17 protein-coding genes are annotated in these 16,193 nt (G+C 73.0%); 8 read left to right on the top strand and 9 right to left on the bottom strand.

All coding sequences use genetic code 11. The features are described 5' to 3' along the window. Window positions 1–95 precede the first annotated feature (95 nt). Genes ACF1G2_RS11610 through ACF1G2_RS11600 form a run of 3 tightly spaced genes read left to right on the top strand, consistent with a single transcriptional unit; the run spans window position 96 to window position 3,493 of the window. Window positions 96–896 carry an SURF1 family protein gene (locus tag ACF1G2_RS11610; protein ID WP_391798075.1) on the top strand — a complete coding sequence of 267 codons (801 nt, stop codon included), beginning with the start codon at window positions 96–98 and terminating at the stop codon, window positions 894–896. 52 nt (window positions 897–948) lie between these two features. Further along, entirely contained in the window at window positions 949–2,733 is a 1,785-nt protein-coding gene (locus tag ACF1G2_RS11605; RefSeq protein WP_391798074.1) for a glycoside hydrolase family 15 protein, read from the top strand. Between the two features lie 4 nt (window positions 2,734–2,737). Beyond that, the gene (locus ACF1G2_RS11600) at window positions 2,738–3,493 is read left to right on the top strand and encodes an SDR family oxidoreductase (protein ID WP_391798073.1); all 756 of its coding nucleotides are present in this window, start codon (window positions 2,738–2,740) and stop codon (window positions 3,491–3,493) included. 66 nt (window positions 3,494–3,559) lie between these two features. Here ACF1G2_RS11600 and amaP read toward each other — a convergent pair whose 3' ends face one another. The 4 genes from amaP to ACF1G2_RS11580 form a co-directional block, all read right to left on the bottom strand. Then, complete coding sequence (amaP, locus tag ACF1G2_RS11595; RefSeq protein WP_391798072.1) at window positions 3,560–4,147, bottom strand: alkaline shock response membrane anchor protein AmaP; 588 nt, start codon at window positions 4,145–4,147, stop codon at window positions 3,560–3,562. A 4-nt stretch (window positions 4,148–4,151) separates the two neighbouring features. Beyond that, window positions 4,152–4,808 (bottom strand): DUF6286 domain-containing protein, encoded by a 657-nt coding sequence (locus ACF1G2_RS11590; RefSeq protein WP_391798145.1) that lies wholly within the window; start codon window positions 4,806–4,808, stop codon window positions 4,152–4,154. 270 nt (window positions 4,809–5,078) lie between these two features. After that, window positions 5,079–5,318, bottom strand: coding sequence for a hypothetical protein (locus ACF1G2_RS11585; protein WP_391798071.1), 240 nt, complete (start codon window positions 5,316–5,318; stop codon window positions 5,079–5,081). A 30-nt stretch (window positions 5,319–5,348) separates the two neighbouring features. Beyond that, entirely contained in the window at window positions 5,349–5,801 is a 453-nt protein-coding gene (locus ACF1G2_RS11580; protein WP_391798070.1) for an Asp23/Gls24 family envelope stress response protein, read from the bottom strand. Between the two features lie 57 nt (window positions 5,802–5,858). Between ACF1G2_RS11580 and ACF1G2_RS11575 the strand changes: the two genes are divergently transcribed. Further along, entirely contained in the window at window positions 5,859–6,563 is a 705-nt protein-coding gene (locus ACF1G2_RS11575) for a hypothetical protein (RefSeq protein WP_391798069.1), read from the top strand. A gap of 81 nt (window positions 6,564–6,644) precedes the next feature. Here ACF1G2_RS11575 and ACF1G2_RS11570 read toward each other — a convergent pair whose 3' ends face one another. The 3 genes from ACF1G2_RS11570 to ACF1G2_RS11560 all read right to left on the bottom strand — a co-directional run bounded on the left by ACF1G2_RS11570 (window position 6,645) and on the right by ACF1G2_RS11560 (window position 9,705). Continuing rightward, window positions 6,645–7,442: an enoyl-CoA hydratase/isomerase family protein gene (locus tag ACF1G2_RS11570; RefSeq protein ID WP_391798068.1), complete on the bottom strand. Its 798-nt coding sequence runs from the start codon at window positions 7,440–7,442 to the stop codon at window positions 6,645–6,647. A gap of 119 nt (window positions 7,443–7,561) precedes the next feature. Next, window positions 7,562–7,783, bottom strand: a complete 222-nt coding sequence (locus ACF1G2_RS11565) for a helix-turn-helix domain-containing protein (RefSeq protein WP_006123601.1) — start codon at window positions 7,781–7,783, stop codon at window positions 7,562–7,564. Between the two features lie 323 nt (window positions 7,784–8,106). Then, window positions 8,107–9,705 carry an ABC-F family ATP-binding cassette domain-containing protein gene (locus ACF1G2_RS11560; RefSeq protein ID WP_391798067.1) on the bottom strand — a complete coding sequence of 533 codons (1,599 nt, stop codon included), beginning with the start codon at window positions 9,703–9,705 and terminating at the stop codon, window positions 8,107–8,109. Between the two features lie 266 nt (window positions 9,706–9,971). Here ACF1G2_RS11560 and ACF1G2_RS11555 point away from each other — a divergent pair, with 266 nt between their 5' ends. Then, window positions 9,972–10,862, top strand: coding sequence for a neutral zinc metallopeptidase (locus ACF1G2_RS11555; protein WP_391798066.1), 891 nt, complete (start codon window positions 9,972–9,974; stop codon window positions 10,860–10,862). A 76-nt stretch (window positions 10,863–10,938) separates the two neighbouring features. After that, a complete protein-coding gene (locus ACF1G2_RS11550; protein ID WP_391798065.1) occupies window positions 10,939–11,340 on the top strand; it encodes a VOC family protein in 402 nt (133 codons plus the stop codon). Between the two features lie 15 nt (window positions 11,341–11,355). Here the strand turns inward: ACF1G2_RS11550 and ACF1G2_RS11545 are convergent, their stop codons facing one another. Next, window positions 11,356–12,909: a hypothetical protein gene (locus tag ACF1G2_RS11545; protein ID WP_391798064.1), complete on the bottom strand. Its 1,554-nt coding sequence runs from the start codon at window positions 12,907–12,909 to the stop codon at window positions 11,356–11,358. Window positions 12,910–13,019: 110 nt separating this feature from the next. Next, on the bottom strand, window positions 13,020–14,147 hold the full coding sequence (locus tag ACF1G2_RS11540; protein ID WP_391798063.1) for an alpha/beta hydrolase: 1,128 nt from the start codon (window positions 14,145–14,147) through the stop codon (window positions 13,020–13,022). A 398-nt stretch (window positions 14,148–14,545) separates the two neighbouring features. Here ACF1G2_RS11540 and ACF1G2_RS11535 point away from each other — a divergent pair, with 398 nt between their 5' ends. Then, complete coding sequence (locus ACF1G2_RS11535; protein ID WP_391798062.1) at window positions 14,546–15,811, top strand: anion permease; 1,266 nt, start codon at window positions 14,546–14,548, stop codon at window positions 15,809–15,811. A 12-nt stretch (window positions 15,812–15,823) separates the two neighbouring features. Continuing rightward, window positions 15,824–16,045 carry a hypothetical protein gene (locus ACF1G2_RS11530; RefSeq protein ID WP_329122086.1) on the top strand — a complete coding sequence of 74 codons (222 nt, stop codon included), beginning with the start codon at window positions 15,824–15,826 and terminating at the stop codon, window positions 16,043–16,045. Window positions 16,046–16,193: the final 148 nt, after the last annotated feature.

Here is a 16,193-nt window from a genome sequence, read left to right as displayed (position 1 = left end):
CACGCCCCCGACACGCCCCGGAGACGCCCCGGACGCTCCCCGGCGACCGGAACCCCCGTGCGTGCACCCCATGACCACAGTTGTACGGTCATGGGGTGTACCGCTTCCTGTTGTCCCGGCAGTGGGTGATCCTCACCCTCGTGGCCCTCGTCCTCGTCCCGACGATGATCGAGCTGGGCTTCTGGCAGTTCCACCGGCACGAACGCCGGGTCGCGCAGAACGCCCTGATCGCGGAGAACCTGAAGGCGGAGCCGCTCCCCGTCGAGAAGCTGACCTCCCCCGGTCACACCGTGCCGCGCGCGGACTACTGGCGCCGGGTCACGGTCACCGGCACCTTCGACACCACGCACGAGGTCGTCGTCCGCCGCCGCACCAACGCCGACGACCAGGTCGGCTTCCTCGTCCTGACGCCGCTGGCGCTCGCCGACGGCCGGGTCGTGCTCGTCAACCGGGGCTGGGTCCCCGCCTCGGCCGACCAGAAGGCGTACCCCCCGGTCCCGCCCGCCCCCAAGGGCGAGGTGACCGTGACCGGCCGGCTCAAGGCCGACGAGACGACCGGCGCCAGCGGGATCAAGGACCTGCGCGGACTGCCGGACCGTCAGGTGATGCTGATCAACAGCGCACAGCAGGCCGAGCTCACCGGCCGTACGGTGCTCGGCGGCTATGTCGAGCAGACCGCCCCCGAACCGGCCGGGAACACCCCCGAGCTGATCCCCGAGCCCGACCACGACTCGATCGGCGCGCACATGGCGTACGCCGTGCAGTGGTGGCTCTTCGCCGCCGGCGTACCCGTCGGCTGGACGATCCTGGTCCGCCGCGAGAAGCGCGACCGCGAGGCCGCGGCCCGCACCGAGGGCGGCGCGGACACCCCCGAGCCGGCTCCGGCCGCGGCGTAGGCCACACCGTCCCTCTGATTGACCGTCGCCCCATCCGGGAACACGCCAGAGCGTGACGCAACGTATCGACGACTACGCCCTCATCGGCGATCTGCAGACCGCCGCACTCGTCGGACGCGACGGTTCGATCGACTGGCTGTGTCTGCCGCGCTTCGACTCGGCCGCGTGCTTCGCCGCGCTGCTCGGCGACGAGGACAACGGCCACTGGCGGATCGCGCCCAAGGGCGCCACGACCTGTACGACGCGCGGCTACGCGGGCGACTCGCTGGTCCTGGAGACGTACTGGGAGACCCGCACGGGCACCGTGAAGGTCGTCGACTTCATGCCACAGCGCGACACCGCGCCCGATGTCATGCGGATCGTGGAGGGCGTCAGCGGCACCGTCGAGATGAGCGCGGTGCTGCGGCTGCGCTTCGACTACGGCTCGATCGTGCCGTGGATGCGGCGCAGCGACGGCCATCATGTGGCCGTCGCCGGTCCCGACTCGGTCTGGCTGCGCAGCGAGCCGCCCGTGAAGACCTGGGGCCAGCAGTTCTCGACCTGTTCCTCATTCACGGTGGACGCGGGCGAGAAGGTCGCGTTCGTGCTCACCTGGCACCCCTCGCACGAGCCGCGCCCGGAGCTCATCGACCCCTTCGGTGCGCTGGAGGACTGTCTGCGGGACTGGCGGGACTGGGCGGCTCGGTGCGTGTACGAGGGGCCCTACCGCGAGGCGGTGATGCGCTCGCTGATCACGCTCAAGGCGCTCACCTACGCGCCGACGGGCGGCATCGTCGCCGCGCCCACCACCTCGCTCCCGGAGGAGCTGGGCGGCGTACGGAACTGGGACTACCGCTCCTGCTGGCTGCGCGACTCGACCCTGACCCTGGGCGCGCTGCTGTCGGCCGGCTACGTCGACGAGGCGGCGGCATGGCGCGACTGGCTGCTGCGGGCGGTGGCGGGCGACCCTGCGGATCTGCAGATCATGTACGGGCCCGGCGGCGAGCGGCGGCTTCCCGAGACGACGCTGCCCTGGCTGAGCGGCTACGCGGACTCGGCGCCGGTGCGGATCGGGAACGCGGCCGTGGACCAGTTCCAGCTCGATGTGTACGGCGAGGTCATAGACTCGCTGAGCATGGCGCGGGAAGCCGGTATTCCGCCGGTCCGCCACGCCTGGAACCTGCAGCTGAGCCTGCTCGGCTTCCTGGAGTCGACGTGGCGTGACCCGGACGAGGGGCTGTGGGAGGTACGCGGGCCGCGCCGTCACTTCGTGCACTCGAAGGTGATGGCCTGGGTCGCCGCCGACCGGGCGGTGCGCACCCTGGAGGACGACCCGTCGCTGAGCGGGGATCCGGCGCGCTGGCGGGCGCTGCGGGACGAGATCCACGCGGACGTGTGCGCCAAGGGGTACGACCCCGAGCGCAACACGTTCACCCAGTCCTACGGGTCGCGGGAACTGGACGCGGCGACGCTGCTCATCCCGCGGGTGGGGTTCCTGCCGTCGGACGATCCCCGGGTGGTGGGGACGGTGGACGCGGTGCGCAAGGAGCTGACTCACGGCGGCTTCGTCCGCCGCTACAGCACCTCGGATGCCTCGGTCGACGGCCTCCCCGGCGGGGAGGGAACGTTTCTGGTCTGCTCCTTCTGGATGGCGGACGCGCTGCGGACGACCGGACGGGAGCGCGAGGCGCGCGAGCTCTTCGAGCGCCTCGTGGAGCTCTGCAACGACGTGGGGCTGCTCGCCGAGGAGTACGACCCGGTGGCACGGCGGCAGCTGGGCAACTTCCCGCAGGCGTTCAGCCACATCGGACTGGTGGGAACGGCCCTCGCGCTGCCCTGGGAGGACCCGGCAGGATAGGTCCATGGATCTTGGACTGAAGGACCGGGTGTACGTGGTGACCGGCGCGACGCGGGGGCTCGGCCGTGCCTCGGCCGAGGCGCTGCTCGCCGAGGGCGCGAAGGTGCTGGTCACCGGACGCGAGGAGAAGTCGGTCGCCGAGGCGGTCGTCGAGCTGGGCGCGGGCGCGGCGGGTCTCGCCGTCGACAACGCCGATCCCGGTGCGCCGGCCCGGCTGGTCTCGGAGGCGCGGTCCCGCTTCGGGCGCTTCGACGGCATCCTCGTCAGCGTCGGCGGTCCCGCCCCCGGCTTCGGCGCGGACAACACCGACGAGCAGTGGGCGTCGGCGTTCGACACCGTCTTCCTCGGGGCCGTGCGGATGGCCAGGGCGGCGGCGGACGAGCTGACCGAGGGCGGGGTCATCGGCTTCGTGCTCTCCGGCTCGGTCCACGAGCCGATCCCGGGCCTGACGATCTCCAACGGGCTGCGTCCGGGCCTCGCCGGGTTCGCCAAGTCCCTGGCGGCGGACCTGGGGCCGCGGGGCATCCGGGTGGTGGGCGTGCTCCCGGGCCGGATCGACACGGACCGGGTGCGTCAGCTCGACGCCCTCTCGGGCGACGCGGAGGCGTCACGCGCGGCGAGCGAGTCCCGTATCCCGCTGCGGCGCTACGGCACCCCGGAGGAGTTCGGCCGCACGGCGGCGTTCCTGCTCTCGCCCGCGGCGTCCTATGTGACGGGCGTGATGATGTCGGTGGACGGCGGGGCCCGGCACGGCTTCTGAGCCCCGGCCGCCGGCTGGGCGGTGGGCATCCGTCCCATAGAGGGGACGGATGCCCGCGACGGTGTGTCAGGTCACCCGGCGCGCGCGGTGCTTGACGGCGCGCAGGCGGGCCTCCGCCGGGAGGGCGCTCAGGCCCGTCGAGGCGCGGGCATGGTCAAGGGCCTCGGTGGCGAGGGTGGTCTGCGCGGCGGCCGGGGAGGCGTACGGCTCCAGGCGCAGCGCGACCCGCGCGCGGGGGGCCGTGCGGCGCCCCGTCAGGAAGATCCGGGCCCGGGCCACCCCCGCCTGGGCCGTCGCGTCCGCTTCGATGACGCTCTCCAGGGACCGGCAACGTACCGTCGCCGCCTCGCCGTCCCCCGTGTCGACGAGGATCTCCGCGAGCCGGGACCGCCGGAGCTGGGCGAGCAGCCACCACAGGGCCAGGAGCACGATCACACCGAGGACGGCGATCACCACCGGCCACCACCAGCCCTCGTCGCGCCACCGCGTCCGGTCGGCCCGGCTCAGCAGGACGTCGGAGGGACCGGACCACGGCCACCACGAGGGCACCCGCAGTTCGAAGCCGGCCGCGAGGACCGCGCCGCCGAGGACGACGAGCAGCAGGCCCACGAGTCCGAGCACCACACGGTTGACGCGCCGGAGAATGACAGGCACTCCCTCACCTCTTCTTCAGCGGGCGGCCCACCCGTACGGTCAGCGCCGGTGACCGGGCGAGGCCGAGTTCGTCGATGCCGGTCCCGAGGACGCTCTCCACGTCGGCGCGTACCTCGTCGAGTTCGCGGAAGTGCGAGACCGCCCGCACCGCCACCTTCCTGCGCTTCATCTTCACCCGTACCGACTGCACGCCCGAGACCTCCATCGCACGGTCCCGCAGGGCCAGGGCCGCCGCGTCACGGTCGAGTCCGGCTCGTACGCCTTCGTGGTCGCGCCGCATCGGGAGGACCGCCCGCAGCCCGGGAGTGGCCGCCAGGACCAGGAGCCAGATCCCGATCAGTGCGGCGAGGCTCGCGCCGGCCCGTAGCCAGGTGTCGTCCAGGGGGCGGATCGCCAGCTCGTCGGCGAGTTCGCTGCGCCAGCGCATGGCCGTCCGGTCGGCGCGTACGGCGGCCACGTCGTAGAGCAGCAGGCCTGCGCCGCCGAGGATGATCAGCGCGAGGAGGGCCGCAGGGATGCGCCGTACCGCCCAGAAGCGGCGGGCCCGGGGCGCCGGTTGCTCGGCCGGTTCCCTCGGTGGGTCCTCGGGTGCGGGCGCGCGGTCCGCCGTGCGCGGGGAGTGCAGGCGCTCCACGTGGACGGCCACCTCGGGGACCTCCATGCCCGCCAGTTCCCGCACCCGGTGGATCACCCGGCTGCGGACCGCGAGGCACTGCCGGGCGAGGTCGGAGGGGTAGCCCAGCTCCAGGCTGACCGAGACGCGCACCGCGTCACGCCGCACGACGACCGAGGCGTGCGGCGCGGAGCCGCCCTTGGGCAACACGCCGATCGCCTCCCGCGCGGCGCGGGCGGCGATCTTCGCGACGACCCGGTCGGCGATCGTGGTCCCCCCGCGGCCGGCCGGGCCCATGCTGTCGGTTGTCATCTCCGGTCACCGCAGCCGGTCGCCGCGCTCGCGGCTTCGGAAGTCGCCGCGCTCGCGGCCTCGGAAGTCGCCGCGCTCGCGACCCCGGAAGAAGTCGCCGGGTTCCAGGTCCCCCTCGAGGAACCTCCCGACGACGAAGCCGATCGCGCCCAACGCCGCGATCAGCACGAACGCCCCGAAGCCGCCGAAGTATCCGGCGAATCCGAGGGCCATTCCGGCCATCAGGCCGACCACCGCCATGCTCATGCCGAGCCCTTTCGGTCGCACCGCCGTCGGCTACTGGAGCCGCGACTCCGGCTCTTCTTCCTCGTCCTCGGGCAGCTTCACGTCACTGACAGCGATGTTGACCTCGACGACTTCGAGGCTGGTCATCCGCTCCACCTCCGCGACGACGTTCTCGCGCACGGCCCCGGCCACCTCGGCGATGGAGGCGCCGTACTCGACGACGATCTCCAGGTCGAGCGCGGTCTGCACCTCGCCGACCTCGGCCTTCACGCCACGCGTGGCGCCCGCACTGGTCCCGCCGCCGCCGGGTACCCGGTCGCGGACGGCGCCGATGGTGCGGGAGAACCCGCTCCCCATGGCGTGGACGCCGGGGACCTCACGTGCGGCGAGGCCGGCGATCTTCTCGACGACTCCGTCGGCGATGGTGGTGCGGCCGCGGCTGGCGGGGTCGCCGCCGCCGCGCTTGGTCACGGACGGTTCTCTGGGGTGTGCCGGGTCATTCATCACCGTTCATCCCTTTCTTGCAGCTATCAATGCCTTTGCCCACATTAGGCTGAGCCAATGACGACGACATCTGGGGCGGGACGATCGGCAACGATGCGCAAGGGGCTCGGGCCGGGCCGGTTGCTTCCGCTCGGGGAGGCGGAGGACGGCTCCTGGCTGACGGAGAGCGCCGCGCGCGCGGTACTGCTGCGGAGCCTGACCCCGGTACGGGGTGTGGTGCCGGGGAAGCTGCGGGTGGGGCTCGCGGAAGTGGGCCCCACGGCGCCGTTCCCCGTACCGCCGGGCGGGCTGCCGCCGGGGCCGCTGCGGATCACCGCGGATTTCGCGGTGGCGGCGGGCCGGCTGGTGGACCGGCCGCTGCCGGTGGTGGCGGAGGAGGTGCGCCAGGCGCTGTTCGCCGAGGCGGAACGCGCGTTGGGCCTGGTGATCACGGCGGTGGATCTCCGGGTGACCGCGCTGGTGGAGGCCGCTCCGGATTCGCCGGCCCCCACTCCCCCACCCGGGCGAACCGCGCCGCTGGACGAGGAGGACCCGGTGGCCCGGGCGGTGCTGGGCGTCGAGGGCGTGGCGGGGCTGACGTCCGTCCTGGGCGCGCCGGTCCACCGCTCGGCGGGCGCGCTGAGGGTGGAGCTGGCGGTGGCCGACGGCCACCGCGCTCTGGACGTGGCGCGCACGGCCCGCACGCGCGCGACCGTGACCGCGCCCGAGGGGACGGCGGTCACGGTCCTGGTCTCCGAGGTCCGCTTCTCAGAGGCCCGCTGAGGCCGGGGCGCACGGCCCGCTGACCGAACGCGCCACGCGCACGGACGCACTGCCGCGCGGCGCGGCGGCCGGAGGCGCGCGTCAGTCGCCGAGGCCTGCCAGGTCGCGCAGTCGGCGGGCCTGGGCGGCGCGTTCGGCGGTGCGCTGGGCCTCGTAGGTGCGGTCGGCGGCGCCCTGGAGGAGCGCCTTCGTCTCGATCACGGCGTCGCGCGGCCCCGCGAGCAGCGCGGCGCTGAGGTCCCGTACCGCGGCGTCGAGCTCCTCGACGGGCACGGCGATGTTGGCGAGGCCGATGCGCTCGGCCTCCTGCGCGTGGACGAAGCGGCCCGTCGCGCAGATCTCCAGCGCGCGGGCATAGCCGACCAGGCCCACGAGCGGGTGCGTGCCGGTGAGGTCCGGTACGAGTCCCAGGCTGGTCTCGCGCATGGCGAACTGCACGTCGTCGGCGACGACCCGCAGGTCGCAGGCGAGGGCGAGCTGGAACCCGGCCCCGATGGCGTGGCCCTGGACGGCCGCGATCGACACGATGTCGCTGCGGCGCCACCAGGTGAACGCTTCCTGGTACTCGGCGATGACCGCGTCCAGGTCCTCGTCCGAACCGCGTGCCAGGTCCAGGAAGGACGGCTCTCCGTCGAAGCCCTCGGGCGTGAACGCCTGCCGGTCGAGCCCGGCGGAGAAGGACTTGCCCTCACCGCGCAGGACGACGACCCGCACGCTGCCCGGCAGTGACCGTCCGGCCTCCGTCAACGCCCGCCACAGAGCGGGAGACTGGGCGTTGCGCTTCGCCGGATTGGTCAGGGCCACCGTGGCAACGGCGTCCTCGACGGTGAGCCGTACACCGTCCTTGTCGAACACGAGCACAGAGTCGAGCGAAGTCATGGGGCGCCTCCGGTTCCGGTGCAGCACTGCTAAGTGACTGCACAGTAACCACCCGGTCGACCGCACGGGCGACCGGGTGGCCACCGCGAGAACCGATGGACCCGACGAACCGCGCCCCGTCAGGCCGAGGCGGCCTTCTTGCCCCGCGTCGCCCCGCCGCGTCCACGCAGCGTGACGCCGGACTCGCTGAGCATCCGGTGGACGAACCCGTAGGAGCGGCCGGTTTCCTCGGCCAGCGCCCGGATGCTCGCACCGGAGTCGTACTTCTTCTTCAGGTCTGCCGCGAGCTTGTCGCGCGCGGCGCCGGTCACCCGGCTGCCCTTCTTCAGAGTCTCGGCCACCCGTGCCTCCTCATGGGAAGTGCGCTCTGGACTTCTCATGATCACCCCTCCCGGACGTCCTGGCCACCCATTCGACAAGGTCTGTGCCGCCAGGTTTGCGGACGGCGAAGCTCTCCTCACAACCGGAATCCAAGATTCCGGCGCGCTCGATCCGCCCTCCGCGACACGCCCGGCCAGGAAGTGCCAGGTCAGCGCGGCAGCGGCAGGACGAAGACGGCGCGGCCCCGGCGGAGGGATTCCGCACGGAGCCGCGCCGAGGGGTATGAGACGCCCTCACTCAGATGAAGGATCACCCATGAGCCGAATGATCCATAGCGAGATGATCAGGCGAGCGCCACGAGGTCCTTGTAGTCCGGACCCCACAGGTCCTCCACGCCGTCGGGGAGCAGGATGATCCGCTCCGGCTCCAGCGCGTCGACCGCGCCCTCGTCGTGCGTGACGAGGACGACCGCGCCCTTGTAGGTGCGCAGCGCGCCGAGGATCTCCTCGCGGCTGGCGGGGTCGAGGTTGTTGGTCGGCTCGTCGAGGAGGAGCACGTTGGCCGAGGAGACCACCAGGGTCGCGAGGGCCAGCCGGGTCTTCTCACCACCGGAGAGGACCCCGGCCGGCTTGTCGACGTCGTCGCCGGAGAAGAGGAAGGAGCCGAGCGTCTTGCGCACCTCGACGAGGTCGAGGTCGGGCGCGGACGAGCGCATGTTCTCCAGGACCGTGCGGTCCGGGTCGAGCGTCTCGTGCTCCTGGGCGTAATAGCCGAGCTTGAGGCCGTGGCCGGGGGTCACCTCGCCGGTGTCGGGCTTCTCGGCCCCGGCGAGCAGACGCAGCAGCGTCGTCTTGCCGGCGCCGTTGAGACCGAGGATGACGACGCGCGATCCCTTGTCGATCGCGAGGTCCACATCGGTGAAGATCTCCAGCGAGCCGTACGACTTCGACAGACCCTCCGCGGTCAGCGGGGTCTTGCCGCAGGGCGCGGGCTCGGGGAAGCGGAGCTTGGCGACCTTGTCGTTGACCCGGACCGCCTCCAGGCCCGAGAGCAGACGCTCGGCCCGCTTGGCCATGTTCTGCGCGGCGACGGTCTTGGTGGCCTTGGCTCGCATCTTGTCGGCCTGCGAGTTGAGAGCGGCCGCCTTCTTCTCGGCGTTCTGGCGCTCGCGCTTGCGGCGCTTCTCGTCGGCCTCGCGCTGCTGCTGGTAGAGCTTCCAGCCCATGTTGTAGACGTCGATCGCCGAGCGGTTGGCGTCCAGGTAGAAGACCTTGTTCACGACGGTCTCGACGAGGTCGACGTCGTGGGAGATGACGATGAAGCCACCGCGGTAGGTCTTGAGGTAGTCGCGCAGCCAGACGATGGAGTCGGCGTCGAGGTGGTTGGTGGGCTCGTCGAGAAGGAGCGTGTCGGCGTCGGAGAACAGGATCCGGGCCAGTTCGACCCGGCGGCGCTGACCGCCGGAGAGGGTGTGCAGCGGCTGGCCGAGGACGCGGTCGGGGAGCCCGAGGGCGGCGGCGATGGTCGACGCCTCGGCCTCGGCGGCGTACCCGCCCTTGGTGAGGAACTCGGTCTCCTGGCGCTCGTACTGCTTCATCGCCTTGTCGCGCGTGGCGCCGGTGCCGGTCGCGATGCGCTCCTCGTTCATCCGCATCTTCTTGATGAGGACGTCGAGGCCACGGGCGGAGAGGATGCGGTCGCGGGCCAGGACGTCGAGGTCGCCGGTGCGCGGGTCCTGCGGGAGGTAGCCGACCTCGCCGGAGCGGGCGATCTGGCCGGCGGCGGGCACGCCCTCGCCCGCGAGGCACTTGGTGAGGGTGGTCTTGCCCGCTCCGTTGCGGCCGACGAGGCCGATGCGGTCGCCCTTGGCGATGCGGAAGGAAGCGGACTCGATGAGGATGCGGGCGCCGGCGCGCAGCTCGATGCCGGAAGCGGTGATCACGGACAGACTCCAGGGCGGACGGTTCGGCGGAAGGGGCTGTATGCGGATTCGACGCCGCTAGTCATGCGCGGGGAGAATGGCCATGCGGCCAGTCTAACGGGCGCATGCAACTGCTTTTCGGCCACAGTCCGGCACCGGCGCCTCACCCCACGTACCGGCCTCTACCACCCATGCCCGGCAAAAGGGGCGACACCTGTCGGATTCTCCGATACTCGGGCGCAGGGCGGCGGCCACTGCCGCGGCAGAGACGCGGAGGGTGGTGGCGCATGCGGTTCGACGACGACGCCGACCTGGACACCTCGGAGGTACGGGACGTCCGCGGCAGCCGCGTCCCCGGCGGGAAGGCCACCGTCGGCGGCGGCATCGCCGGCGTCATCGCGCTGATCCTGGGGCTGCTCTTCGGGGTCGGCCCCGAGCAGCTGGGGCTCGCCTCGGGCGACCCCGCGCCGGTCGCGACCTCCTCCTCGGCGGCTCAGATCGAGCAGGGCTGCCGGACCGGATCGGACGCGAACACCCGCGAGGACTGCCGGATCGTGGCGGTCGTCAACAGCGTGCAGGACTTCTGGCGGGCGGAGTACGAGCGGCGCGGCGGACGGTACGGGGACGCGCGCACGGTCATGTTCACCAACCGGGTCGGCACCGCCTGCGGCTCGGCCACCTCGGCGGTCGGGCCGTTCTACTGCCCGGGCGACCGCCAGGTCTATCTGGACCTGGGCTTCTTCGACAAGCTGCGGACGAAGTTCGGGTCGAGCGGCGGGCCCTTCGCCCAGGCGTACGTCGTGGCGCACGAGTACGGCCACCATGTGCAGAACATGATGGGGACCCTGGCCCGCGCCCAGGACGGCAGGACGGGCGCGAACTCCAACGCCGTACGGGTCGAGCTGCAGGCCGACTGCTACGCGGGCGTCTGGGCGCGCCACGCGACGACCACCTCCGACGAGAAGACGGGGCGGCCCCTGATCACCAGCCTGACCGAGGCCGACATCCGGGACGGCCTGGACGCGGCGGCCGCGGTGGGCGACGACCGGATCCAGGAGAGGTTCCAGGGCCGGGTCACACCGGAGAACTGGACGCACGGCTCGGCCGCGCAGCGCCGGCAGTGGTTCGCCACCGGCTTCAGGACCGGTGACATGGCGCGCTGCAACACCTTCCGCTGACGCGTCCCGATGTCCGCACCGGATGCCAGACTGAGATCCAGGTCACATTCCCCCGCCGCGAGAAGGAGTGATCGGGATGGCCGAGGCACCCCACATCTGTCCGACCCTGACCTACCACGACGCGCATGCCGCGATCCGGCAGCTCACCGAGGCGTTCGGCTTCACCCGCACCGCGGTCTACGAGGGCGAGGACGGCAAGGTCGTGCACGCGGAGCTGTCGTACGGCAACGGCATGGTGATGCTCGGCAGCAAGGGCACCGGCAGCGAGTTCGACAAGCTGGTCGAGGGCTCCGGACCCAGCGGGGTGTACGTCCACGTGGACGACGTGGACGATCACCACGCCCGGTCGGTGGCCCACGGCGTCGACATCGTGATGCCGCCGACGGACCAGGACTACGGCTCGCGGGACTACATCGCGCGTGACGGCGAGGGCAACGTCTGGAGCTTCGGCACCTATCTGCCGGGGGCCACCGGCTGAGAGCCGGCGGGGCGGTCAGCTTCCCCCGGTGTGGACCTGGAAGGCCGCCCGGCGGACCGCCTTGGCGAGGGCGGGGTCGGGGTGGGCCGCGGCGAGGGCCACGAGGACCTGGACCGTACGGGGGTGGCCGACGGCGCGGACCGCGTCGAGGAGCGCCGGGACCGTGCCCTGGACGGCCGAGTCGAGGTGGCGCACCAGGAGCGTGCTCTCCCCGTGGTCGGCGACGGCGGCGGCGGTGTCCACCCAGAGCCAGGTGGCCTCCTCCCGGGTGAGGACGTCCTGGGCGTCGTCGGGGTCGGCGCCCTCGTACTCGGCGATCCACAGCAGGGCGTACGGCCGGAGCGAGGCCTCCTCGGCCGCCGCCCTGACCTCGGCCTCGGCGGGGGCGCCGACGACCCGGAGCGCCTCGAAGGCCAGCCCGCGCAGCAGGGCGTCCTCGCCGCGGGCGACGGCGAGCAGCTCCGCGACGGCGCTGGTGAGCGTGCGGGCGGCAAGCCAGGCGCGGTACTCGTCGCGGGCCGGGCCGGGGGTGAGGCTCGCGCAGCCGCGGAGCATGTCCTCGGCGGACTGCTCGATGTTGCCGGCGGGGCTCTGGGCGGCGACGCAGATCTGCTCCAGCTTGACCCAGACCGCCCAGTTGCCGAGCGGGGTCAGGGTGGCCTGGCGGCCGTCGGACCCTTCGCCGAGGGTCAGGGCGCCGACGGCGGCGAGCCCTTCCAGGGCCCAGTCGAGCAGGGCGTCGAGCCCCTCGGGCCCGGCGAGAGCGGCGACGGAGGCCGAGGAGGCGCCTGACGCGGAGTCGGGAGCGGTGCCGGGCGTGATGTCCGCGCCCTCGACTGGCACCTCGCAGCGCTCCTCGCGCAGTTCCTCGACCCGCTGCCGGAGCAGGTCGAGGAGGGCGGGGACCACCACGGGGCCGGCCGAGAGCTGCAGGAGCGAGAGCACCTGGGGAACGGCCTCGACGACCTCGGCCACGGCGCCGGGGGCGACGTCCGCCGGGGCGGGGTGGACCAGGGACCAGGCGTCGAACAGGGCGACCCAGCCGCGCAGGACGGCGGAGTCGTCGCGGTCCCAGGCGTGCAGCCGCCAGCCGGGGCGGGCGGTGTCGCCGTGGAGTTCGACGAGGCCGGCGAGCCGGGCCCGGTCCCAGCCGGCCCGGATCTGGCCGGGTGTCAGGTCCAGTGCGGCGGCGGCCCGTTCCGGGGCGGGGACGCCGTCGGGCGCGGCCACGGGCGCCTGGGGGTTCGCGGCACCCTTCGCGGCACCCTTCGCCGTGCCCGTCGCCGCGGCGGTGGCTGCGGTCGCGCGGACGGACCGGGGGCCGGACGCCGCCGTGGTCCGGTCACCGCCGTCGAGGGTGACCCAGCGGGCGATCCGGACGGCGTCGGCGAGGACGGTCCGCGCCTGGCGGGCGAGTTCCGCGCGGGGCGGAGTGCCCTCCGGCGGCCGGGGGGCCGGGCGGGTCCGCCGGGTCGTCACGGCACGCCGTGCGGTGGCGAGTGCCCGCGGACGGACAAGTCGGAGTCTGGAGTTGCGCGCCAATTGCTCATCGGGCTTTCGAGACGTCACGGGGGCAGTCTTCCCGTTGGCGGCCCGAAAGCCCAATCGGAATCGGACAGGCCGCCGGAACACCGGCCGCACGCCCCGGGCCGAGGCCCTGGCGGAGGGGTGCGGAAGGTCTAGAGGAGCGGTGTGACGAACCGTCGCAGGGCCTCTTCGTACCGGACCGGGTCGGCGTTCCACATCGCCGCGTGCGGTGCTCCGCGCACGGTGTTCAGGGTGACCAGTTCCGGGCGCCGGGCGGCCAGTTCGAGGGACGGCTCCCAGGGGGCGATCGTGTCGTCGGGGCCGTGGAAGACCAGCGTCGGCACGCGCAGGGCTCCCGGGTCGGCGGCCTCCCGCACGCGGTCGCCGTGCAGCCCGGCCCTGCCCTGTGCGGCGCGGACGGCGAGGGGCAGCAGCGGGCCGGGCACGCGGCGGGCCGCGGCGAGGTTGCGCAGGGTGGCCTCCCGGTCCAGGACCGGGGAGTCCAGGACGAGGCCGCGGATCACGTCCCGTACGCCGGAGTCGGCGGCGGCGTGCAGGGCCATCGTGGCGCCGGGCCCCCAGCCGTGCAGGACGACGTGCTCGGCACCCCTGCGGACGGCGTAGCGGACGGCGGCGTCGACGTCGCGCCACTCGGTGTCACCGAGGTGGCCGAGGCCGTCCGGCGAGGCGGGCGCGTCCTCGTCGCCGCGGTAGGAGAGGCAGAGGACGGGAATCTGCCGCCGGGCGAGGAAGGGGACGAGATTGAGCGGGTGCCGCCGGGTGGTGCCGATGCCGTGCAGCGCGATGACCCAGGTGGGGCGGGGCCCGGGGACGAGCCAGGCGGGCAGCGGGCCGAGCTCGCCGGGGATCTCCACGTCCTCGTGGACGATGCCGAGGGAGCTGTACGGGGTGCCGCCGTGCAGCTCGGGGGTGAGGCGGACCCGGGCGCCGGGCTCCAGGTCGCCGAGCTCGACGCGTTCCAGGCGGCGTACGACGGTGTCCGCGGTGTGCGGCACCCGGTCGAGGACGGGGCCCACGACCGCGTGGACGCCGGCGCCCTCGATCCCGTACGTACCGGGGCGCAGGGAGGCGAGGCTGCGGGTGAGGGTGACCCGGTCGGGGCCCGTGGCGTGCACGGTGAGCCGGGGGTCGCCGGGCAGGGGCCGGCCGGACGAGGCCTTGAGGGCGACGTCGCCGGCGTACCGGCCGGCCGCGATCGCGGCCGCGCCGACACCGATCAGAGTGGTGACGGCCGCTGCCGTCGCTGTAGCCGGGCGCACGGTCCCAGTGTCGACAGGTCCGGCCGGGGCTGCCACCGGACGGAGCCGCCCGTGGTCCGGCCCTCGTTCGCACCCGGTCGGCACCAGGTCGGCACCCCCGGAGAGTGACATGGGTCTCCTCCGCGGGTCCCTCGGTCGGCTGACGCGGCCCCTGGAGCGTCCACGGGCTGACACGGGTGGTCGGGGAGGAAGCGGCGGGAATCCTCCATGTCCGTTGATGGCACGGATTACCCGGGGTCGCACCCTGCCCACATCGTGGACGGGCCGTCCACCCGAGCCCTAAGCGGAATGCCTGGACCCCGATTCGAGTCACCACACCGCCGGGCCCAGTTCACCTTCCGTTCACTCAGGTTGCCTACGTTCGTCCAGCCACTGACGTCAAACGATTGCCTGGGTAAATGGAACACATCACGCTGCTGCTCGCGATTGTGGTCGTGACAGCTCTCGTGTTCGATTTCACGAACGGTTTCCACGACACCGCCAACGCGATGGCGACGACCATCTCGACCGGTGCCCTCAAGCCCAAGACGGCGGTGGCCATGTCCGCCGTGCTCAACCTGGTCGGCGCGTTCCTGTCCGTCGAGGTCGCCAAGACGATCTCCGGCGGGATCATCAACGAACAGGGCATTCGTACCGAAGTGATCTTCGCGGCGCTCGTCGGCGCCATCCTCTGGAATCTGCTGACCTGGCTCCTGGGTCTGCCCTCCAGCTCCTCCCACGCCCTCTTCGGCGGACTCATCGGCGCGGCCGTCATGTCCGCCGGCTGGTCGGCCGTCAACGGCTCGACCGTGGTCAGCAAGGTCCTCATCCCCGCGATCGCCGCGCCGCTCGTCGCCGGTCTCGCCGCGATGGCCGCCACCAAGCTGACGTACAAGATCGGCTCCAAGACGGAGACGAAGGCCACGGCCAAGGGCTACCGGGCCGGTCAGATCGCCTCCGCCGGTCTCGTCTCCCTCGCGCACGGCACCAACGACGCGCAGAAGACGATGGGTGTCATCACCCTCGCTCTGGTCACCGGCGGCGTCCTCGCCCCCGGCTCCAACCCCCCGATGTGGGTCGTCGTCTCCGCCGGTGTCGCGATCGCGCTCGGCACCTACCTCGGCGGCTGGCGCATCATCCGCACCATGGGCAAGGGCCTCACCGACCTCCAGCCGCAGCAGGGCTTCGCCGCCCAGACCAGCGCCGCCACGGTCATCCTGGCCTCGTCCAACCTGGGCTTCTCCCTCTCCACCACGCAGTCCTGCTCCGGGGCCGTGATGGGCGCGGGCCTCGGCCGCAAGGGCGGGGTCGTCCGCTGGTCGACCGCGACCCGGATGTTCGTCGCCTGGGGTCTGACCCTGCCCGCCGCGGGCCTCGTAGGCGCCGGCGCCGAGTTCCTCACCAAGCAGGGCAGCTGGGGCGTCGCCGTCGTCGCGGTCCTCCTGGTGGCCGGCTCGGGTGTCATCTGGGCGCTGTCGCGCCGCAAGCCGGTGGACCACCACAACGTGACCGCCGACGAGATCGACGACGAGCCCGCCGGCGTCGTGACCACCGCGATCGCGGCCGTCGCCCCGCCCGTCCCCGCCGGTTCGGTCTCCGCCGTCGCGGACGAGGACTTCAAGACCACCATCCCCTCGCCGGCCCCCACGGACCCGGCAGCCCCCGCCGCCTCGGCCGCGGTGTAAGGAACGACAGACATGAAGATCGACTGGGCAGCTCTCGGCTCCGTCTTCGGAGTCAGCCTCGTGGCGACCGTGGCCCTGGTGGGCCTGTTCACCCTCGGCATCGTCGGCCTCTCCAAGCAGGAGCAGGCCGCCTCCCAGGGTGGCTCCGCCGCCCTGGCGCGCACCGGCGCGTACGCCTGCTTCGCGCTGTGCGCGGCGGCCGTCGCGTACGGCATCTATCTGATCGTCGTCTGACGGCGGTCCCGCTTCGACGGCCGGGGGGGGCGCCCCCGCGGGGGGGGGCCCCCCCCCCCCCGGGCCCCCCCCCCCCCCCCGGGGGGGGGGGGGGGGCGCCCCCACGCCCCCCCCCCCGGCAACAAAAAGTTTAAGGGGGTGGGGGAAA

It is taken from the genome of Streptomyces sp. NPDC013457, assembly GCF_043089925.1.
Taxonomy (GTDB): domain Bacteria; phylum Actinomycetota; class Actinomycetes; order Streptomycetales; family Streptomycetaceae; genus Streptomyces.
Note: the sequence above shows the minus strand (reverse complement) of the source record. Positions and strands in the feature narration are given on the sequence as shown.